This is a genomic window from Bartonella sp. MU37NMGALS (assembly GCF_042194015.1).
Lineage (GTDB): Bacteria > Pseudomonadota > Alphaproteobacteria > Rhizobiales > Rhizobiaceae > Bartonella > Bartonella grahamii.
Map to the genome: position 1 here is coordinate 1 of NZ_JBHIML010000029.1, position 7,450 is coordinate 7,450.

The 7,450-nt window shown below is 44.9% G+C and carries 9 protein-coding genes; all 9 read right to left on the reverse strand.

The window, feature by feature from the left end:
• On the reverse strand, window positions 1-355 hold a 355-nt coding region (locus ACFIJP_RS08165; protein WP_375626880.1), incomplete at its 3' end, for a hypothetical protein.
• A gap of 1 nt (window position 356) precedes the next feature.
• The gene (locus ACFIJP_RS08170; RefSeq protein WP_375626881.1) at window positions 357-1,433 is read right to left on the reverse strand and encodes a major capsid protein; all 1,077 of its coding nucleotides are present in this window, start codon (window positions 1,431-1,433) and stop codon (window positions 357-359) included.
• Between the two features lie 12 nt (window positions 1,434-1,445).
• Complete coding sequence (locus ACFIJP_RS08175) at window positions 1,446-1,814, reverse strand: head decoration protein (protein WP_375626882.1); 369 nt, start codon at window positions 1,812-1,814, stop codon at window positions 1,446-1,448.
• A complete protein-coding gene (locus ACFIJP_RS08180) occupies window positions 1,811-2,077 on the reverse strand; it encodes a hypothetical protein (RefSeq protein WP_041581352.1) in 267 nt (88 codons plus the stop codon). Before ACFIJP_RS08180 ends, ACFIJP_RS08175 begins: the two co-directional genes overlap by 4 nt.
• Window positions 2,074-3,147, reverse strand: coding sequence for a S49 family peptidase (locus tag ACFIJP_RS08185; RefSeq protein ID WP_375626884.1), 1,074 nt, complete (start codon window positions 3,145-3,147; stop codon window positions 2,074-2,076). Before ACFIJP_RS08185 ends, ACFIJP_RS08180 begins: the two co-directional genes overlap by 4 nt.
• On the reverse strand, window positions 3,137-4,681 hold the full coding sequence (locus tag ACFIJP_RS08190) for a phage portal protein (protein WP_375626886.1): 1,545 nt from the start codon (window positions 4,679-4,681) through the stop codon (window positions 3,137-3,139). Before ACFIJP_RS08190 ends, ACFIJP_RS08185 begins: the two co-directional genes overlap by 11 nt.
• Window positions 4,681-4,929 carry a phage head-tail joining protein gene (locus ACFIJP_RS08195; protein WP_330167801.1) on the reverse strand — a complete coding sequence of 83 codons (249 nt, stop codon included), beginning with the start codon at window positions 4,927-4,929 and terminating at the stop codon, window positions 4,681-4,683. The genes ACFIJP_RS08190 and ACFIJP_RS08195 overlap by 1 nt, the downstream gene beginning before the upstream one ends.
• A 3-nt stretch (window positions 4,930-4,932) precedes the next feature.
• Entirely contained in the window at window positions 4,933-6,882 is a 1,950-nt protein-coding gene (locus ACFIJP_RS08200; protein WP_375626888.1) for a phage terminase large subunit family protein, read from the reverse strand.
• Window positions 6,872-7,441, reverse strand: a complete 570-nt coding sequence (locus ACFIJP_RS08205) for a hypothetical protein (protein ID WP_375626890.1) — start codon at window positions 7,439-7,441, stop codon at window positions 6,872-6,874. The genes ACFIJP_RS08200 and ACFIJP_RS08205 overlap by 11 nt, the downstream gene beginning before the upstream one ends.
• Window positions 7,442-7,450 lie beyond the last annotated feature (9 nt).

Genomic DNA, 7,450 nt, shown 5'->3' on the forward strand with positions numbered 1-7,450 from the left:
ATTGTTTTAGCTCTCGTAAGATAAGCTTATACATACCGGATTCTGAGGCTTGGACATCTGTGATCACGAAGTGCTCTTGAGAAGAGGGCGCTTTGTTGTTTTCAGGAGCCATCACAATAACACTATCTTCCGGTTTTGGTGGTAAATCCCCGATGTCATTGATACAAAGATCAAGTTCCTTTCTTGGAATTGTGGTGGGGATTCTGCCACCGGCGTCCGATTCTGAATGCTTAATGCCGTAAATCGCTGTAATCCGAAAAGATTGCTGATTGTCCTTTCGCGTGTAGATGATGGGCTGCCCAAAAGTGTTGCGCACATCTTTAACCATTTGGTTTAGCAGCCCGTGCCATCGCATGTTATTTCGCTCCAATCACGGCTTTAAACAGCATTTCAGGGCGTGTGCAAATGTAAAGCGGATAGCTATAGACCTCCGGTTTTACCCATGCATTACGGTCGTGATCAATGATCAACATGGTGTAGAGAGGCTTTCCAACGGTGTTGGCAAAATCCAAGCTTTCACCTGGTGCAAAGGTTTTTTGGAAGACACCAGGCGCATCAACAGGAAAGAATTGACATTCATCAGGCTTAATGCCTATGGCGCGCTTTGTTCCAGCCTTCGCACTTATATTATAGTTGTGAATACTCCGGTAATTAATGAAAGTGACACCTGCAAAGTCAAAACTGTCAAAGCTGCCCGAGCCAAGAGCGCTTGGTGTTGCAATACCTCCGGCGCTATTGAGTGTCTGTGCTAAGGCTGTGTTGAGATAAGTTTCACGAATTGTTTTATGGTTTTTCAACTTGGAAAAGAATTCATTTCCACAAAGCCCAATAATCCGTGAACGATCAGAAAATGCTCCTTTTGAAGCCTCAATCATCCTCATAATGACTTGGTCAACATTGTCAGCAACATTGGTTGTCTCATTATTCAGTTTAAAGTCAATGGGCTTTGGTGGTGTGATTTCCCATTCTTTGTACCAATCGACAATCACGGAGCCATCAGCATCAAGAACAACGCCTTGAACGGCGCCGAGTTGCATATTCTCCCATGTCAATTCGATTTCAGAAATCAGTTTCTTTTGTTTTCTGGCAATATATTTCATTGCTGTCTCTAACTGATCTTCTGTCCCAAATTCACGACGGTTCTGGATTTCTTCTGATTTCACCGTATCACTTTTGGCAATCCGTGTTGTTTTGAAAAACCGAAGATTACGACCCTCTCTATCACCTTCTGCCAAAGGTGCCCCGCGTTCACTGGTTTGAATAAGCGAAAATGTATTATCACGCCGTTCAATACCAACCACTGTGGTGCTTGTTTCCACTTCCTCAAAAAGATCAAGAGAACTAATAAGCCCCGGTTGAAACTCATAGTTTTCGATGGCTTTCATCATTGTGATGCTTGAGAAAGCATCATGTTTAAAAAAGTTCATATCCATGTGCGCATTCTCCTATCGCAATAGAATGTTGTTTTTGTCTTCTAAAGACTGAATGGCTGCTTTCTTTTGCTCATCCGTGATGGCATCTGGCCATAGCAGTTCAGAAGCTTTTACAGTGCATAAGCGTGCTGTAATCACGGCGCGTTGATCGGCGCCTGTTGCGTCAATAGTGGCAAAAGAAATCCCTGCCGGTGTTTGACTGCCATCTGATGCTGCTGGATTAAGGGGGACATAGTGTTCCGTTGCGGTTATCTTCCCCATGACAGTTCCTGCTTCAATGAATGCTCCTGATGCAAACACCACTTCTTCGTTTGACATATCGGGGTCGTAGGGTCCAAGATAAGCGCCATTGCGTACGTCGTCATAAATAATATTCGTCATTTCACTGCCCTCCAAGCTGCTTCCCATTTTGCGTGAATCTTTGCCTTGCTCGTCCCATCACTATGAGGGGTATAAGGCGAGACTTTTAAAGACGCGCTTTGAGAGCTAGCTGCTGTCAACACACATTGGCGTGCTTTCTCGAGACTCATACCGTTTTGAATAGCTTTTGCTGCGTCAAAAGAAACGCCTAAGTGCTTTGCTTGCCTTTCAAGGGTTGTTAGTGCTTTTGCGCGCTTTCTTTCTTTTTCAAGCACGGCTTTCATATCTTCGCGCTTGTTTTCATTGTCTTCGTCCTCATCTTCGTTTTCTTCTTCATCGTCGAAGTCTTCGGCGTTTTTGTCGACGTCACTATCGTCTTCGTCCTCTTCCTCGTCATTGATGATGTCGACGATCTTTTCGTCATCCTCTTCTTCAGCGCGGTATTGTGTGCGTGCCATGTGTTTTGTCCTTCTTTTTCTGTTGATGTTGGGTTTTGTGATATGGAATCCGTTAAGGCTTCCAAAGCTTGCGCAAGAGTGCCCTGCGCATCTGCTAATCCAAGCGTGATCGCTTGGGTGCCTATAAAAGTTTCTGCCTTCGTGTCACGAATTGCAGCAGCATTTAAGCGTCTGTTTTGCGCCACCAAATCAACAAACATCTCGTAGAGCAGGGCGCAATCGGCTTGCATTTTTATCTGTGCTGTATCGCTCAAGGGTTCATGAGGATTGCCATGAACTTTGTGATCACCTTCAAAGACAAAGGTCCATTTATGCCCGTGTTTTTCATCTGCACGGGACTGGTCAAGATGAGCACAAACAACCCCAATCGAGCCTACAACACCCGTACGAGCTACCCATATTTGAGAAGCAGAACAAGCAATGGCATAAGCCGCTGAACAAGCAAACTCATTGGCATGTGCCCAAATGGGTTTATTGTATTGTTTTGAGAGTGTTTGAAACTCTTCAACCAAATCAAAGACACCACCGGCTTCTCCACCGCCGCTGTCAATATCAAGTAAGACAGCGCGAACATCAGGTTGTGCAATGGCTTCACGAAAAGAAGCCCTTAAACCTTCATAAGAGGTTAGCCCCGATAAAGCCCCAAGCCATGCACCACGGCGCACAAGCGTGCCATGAACTGGTAGGATAGCAATATTGTTTTGTACTACATAAGTTTCTGGTGGTCTTAAAGCCGTTGTATCCCCTTGTCCAAATGCCCCAGGGGCAAACTTTTCTCCCTCAAAAAGACGCGGCGCAAGAGCATTCAAAATGATATCAAGCTTTGTCGATGCAAGCATATGAGGAACACCAAAAAGCCGTGATGCCAAAAACGGCATGTCGAGATTATTCACCATTTGTATGTGCCTCACTGCCTTGGTTGCTTTCATAAGTCTCAGAAGGTTCTGAATCTGCGGTATCAATTACTTGATTGTTACCAGAGGGCGCCGCCATATCGGTGTCAAAAGATAAGCCGCGCGCACGAGCGTCTGTGTGCTCTTCTTGCAGTTCGGCATGAATGCTGTCGATATCAAAGCCGCGCTCGGCAAGTGCCATGCGTCGTGTTTTCAAGCCTGCACGGATTTCTTCTTTTTCCGCTGAGATATCCTTGTTTGGATCAATCATTTCAAGCGGGGGCGCAAAGCTTTCACATTGAAGCCATGGCAAGGGATTTTCTTCCCACCCTGGCAAATTGACGCATTTGACAAGCACTGCCATTTCAACAAAACGCTCCCATATAATGCGATTAAACTGAAAGGCAATGATATGTTCACGCCATTGTTTGACGTGCCGTCTAAACTGAATGATGGAGGTGCGCACATTTGAAAAATTGCCGCGCGTAACGTCCCCTGTCACAACGGCATAAGGCATATTAAGTGCTGCACAAATTTTCAAGATATTGCGAAATTGAAAAGCCTCATAAGAGCCACCAACCTCAACAGGATTTGAGAATGTAACCTCTTTATTCTCTCCTAAATAAAGAGATGCACCGGGCGCAATGACAGGTGCTTTGTATTCTTCTTCAACGTTGTTTTTATCACGATTATCGGATAATTTTTCGACGTTTGGTGAATTGTCCTTGACAAACGCCGCGAAAAGAGCCGCCGTCCTTTTTCTATCGAGTTCTGCGTCGTCATAGGATTCCAGTTGAAAGATCTTTGTCATACAGCGCGTTATTTTGGGAGAACCGCGCAATTGTCCGGCGATACGGCGCTCTTTGATGTGAAGGATCATTTCAGCGGGGACACGTATGCGTTCTTGACTCTTAAATGCTATATTTGCAGGGACATCATCATAGGGGTGATGTTCCCAAAAATGATAAGCAACACGCTTACCACTGGCACTAAATTCAATTCCCATACGAATGTAATTGCCTTCAATCTCAGCAGGTCCATTGTAGGAAAGGTCCAACATTTCCGTGGGATAAACTTGTAATTGAATCGGTACACCAGAGCGTCCGTAGAGATCAACATAATGTAATCTTACAAAGCATTCTCCGGTTAAAAAGACCTCTCGTGCAATGGTTGCTTGCAGCCCATAAAAATTGGCATCTTCATCATAATCGGCTTCATCAACCCATTGCCACCATAAGTCTAAAAGCTTTTTCTTTTCTTCTTGAAAGCCTTCAATACGAGGATAAGGTTTAATCCCATCACTAACAGCCGCGGAGACCCATTCTTCTGTTGCAGACCCATAAAGAGCTTCATTGTCATAAAGCCATCTTGAACGGGCAACAATGGTGTCACCGCATTCCTCAATGGCTTTATTAATATGTTTTTTTGCGGGGTCAAAACCACCCATACGGCGGCTTTTGCTTGCCGCTTCAAAATGGGGATTGTGTTGACGAGAAATTTTAAAAAAGCCCGTGAGTTTATTGAAAAAACCAGCCATTAATAGCCTCGTGATATATTAAAATAGAAAACGCGTGAACGCTTGCGCCCTTCAAGGTCCGCTATTTGTGTGTTCAGCATCTCAAGCGCTCTGCGCAGTTCCTCAACAGAACGGTTGCTTACTTGCTTATCGCCATGGCGCACCGATTGCGCACCCGAATAAAGAGCCTCTTCAATTTGTTCACGCCGCCTTTTTAAACTTTCCAGTCTGTCAGTTTTGCTGTTAATTGGTTCTAAAGTTTCACCCACAAATTACCTCCAATCCCCTCGCATATAAGGATTCATCATTGTTCTGAATGGCTTCTTTTGAGGCTGTGCTGTCTGAGATCTTTTTGGAGCAGGAGAGGGGGCATGTCTTGGTGTTGGCTGCTCTAAAGAGCCTTCAATTTTAAGTTTTTCCAGACGCTCTTCTAAGATATCGACTTCTCGATTAAGGTTTATTCCTGCCGAAATTAGACCTTGTAAAGCAGCATAAGCATAGACCCTACAGTCCAAGGCTTCATTTCTTGCCTTTTCGCTTTTTTGCCATTCAATGCGCTTGAAGCCTTTAAAATATTTGATGACTTTTCTTTCAGCGGTTAGCTGATCAAAATATTCCCGATCAAGGTTTTTGTGAAAGTGTGTTGCACCAGCCCCCGATGCTTCAGGACCGGATTTTTTAAACCGTGCCGTGATAATATCTTTTGCTGCATCAACACCAACAATATAGAGATTGATCTGTCCTTTGTTGTTTCTACTTGGGCGGCGTGGCCATACCGCACGCCATCCCGCTTGTCCCTTAATCCCCCAGATACGTCGTCCCTCACGCGGGCGCACATAATTATAAACCGCTTGTGTGTGTCCACCACCGGTATCAATACAAGCAGCCGTTATCTTGATGCCATCTTTATAGCCTAGATGTGGCCAACGTCTTGTAAGATATTCATCCAGCTGGTCCCACATTTCAAAAGAAGAGGGATCACCAAGGATAACTTGATAATCAATATGCCAACTTTCTTCACTACGCCCCCATCCTACAACTTCAAGTTCCAAGCGGTCATTTTGCACATCAATGCCCGCTGTTAACACGACGGCTTGTTCTGGTGCCAATGGATAATCTTCGCGTTTTGCATAGAGGCTATCAGGATCAACAACTTCGCCTGTTCTGTCTTCCCATGGCTCTCCAAGAACTGTATTAATAAAAACTTGCAAAAGAGCAGGGTCTTCTTTGGCTCTTAAAAATTCGCGCGCACAATCGCCCCAAGTCAGCCATGGCGAATAAAGCGCTGAAATATGGTAAGAACGCAGACGAGGCTTACTTGACTCCTGTGTTGCGATCCAGCAAGCACCGTTTTCTTCTGCCATTAAGGTGGACTTACGATGTTCGGCATGTTCATGACCACAATGGGCACAAACAAACACAGCTTTTTCGGGGGCGCCTTTTGGCCACTTGATTTGTGACCAAACAATGGGCTGTAGAACACCACATGCATCACAAGGCACGTTGTAATATCGCTGGTCTCCTAGCACAAAATCCTTGGCGATACGGCTTGTGTCACGGTGTGTCGGCGTGGACAATTTAAAAATTTTACGTTGAATAAAAGCAGAGGTTCGTTTTTCAGCAATTGTTACAGGATCGCCTTCATTATCGACATTCAATGGGTAAGCATCGACTTCATCCAAAACCAAATAGCGAATAGGAGAAGAACGCAATCCAGCAGCACTATTTGCTCCGGTAATCATCAATGTTCCCCCATAAAATTCCTTTGAAAACATTGTATTTCCACTGTCTCGTGCACGAGCAGGAGCAATGCGTTCACTTAAAGCAGGGCTAGCTGAAATCATCGGATCAAGACGAGACTTTGACAGTTTCTTAGCTGTCTCAACTGTCGGCATCACATACAGTGCCGGTCCTGGACTATGATGAATGGCATAACCACAAAAGTTCAACGCTGCTTCCGACATTCCAACCTGTGCCCCTTTCATCACAATGGTTGTTTCAGTCGGATCATAAACAGAAAGATTATCCATGATCTCTCGTAAATAGGGGGTGCGTATAGTCCTCCATAATCCAGGCTCAGCACTCGTAACTGTGCTCAAATAACGATTTTTATCAGCCCACTGGGAAACAGTATAAGGCGGGTCAGGACGGCGTCCTTCATTCGCATAGCAAAAAAAGAGCCCAGCACCAGAGGACGAGGGCGAAGCATCACTACTTATCATGTTCTGGATTCTCTTCTAAAATGTTGGGATCGTGAAAAGAAACAGGGACGACATTTTCCATTAAAGCTTTGCGCATATGATGATCGATAGCTCCAATAAGGCTCGCAGCATCACATCCTACTTGCGCCGCAATTTCAGTACCAAAGCGATAGGCAAAATTGAGCATTGTATCTCGATGCGCTCTTCCAAAGTTCCATGCTTCTTTTCTCACTTCTTCTCGATCAACAGTTGTTTCGCGTAACTTTTCCAGAGCAATCTTTTCTTTTGCTAGCGCAACTTGCATTCGCTCCAGTTTTATCTTGTATTCGTTGGCTCCATCTGTAGAGGCTTGTTTGATCTTTGTTCGCCGTTGTCCATCAGGCGCTAAAAGTGAAGCAGGGCGCTTTGTTGGATTCTCATTCCAGATAGCTGTTGCAAGCGCTTCATTGACAGAACCATCTTCAAAAAGAGCCGCATCAAATTTACCTGTCTTTATCCGAGAAACCACCGCATTATGTGAAACACCCATCTTCTTCGCAAACGCACGAACCGATAGACCCTTACGCGTTTTCTTATTCATAGTTGCTCC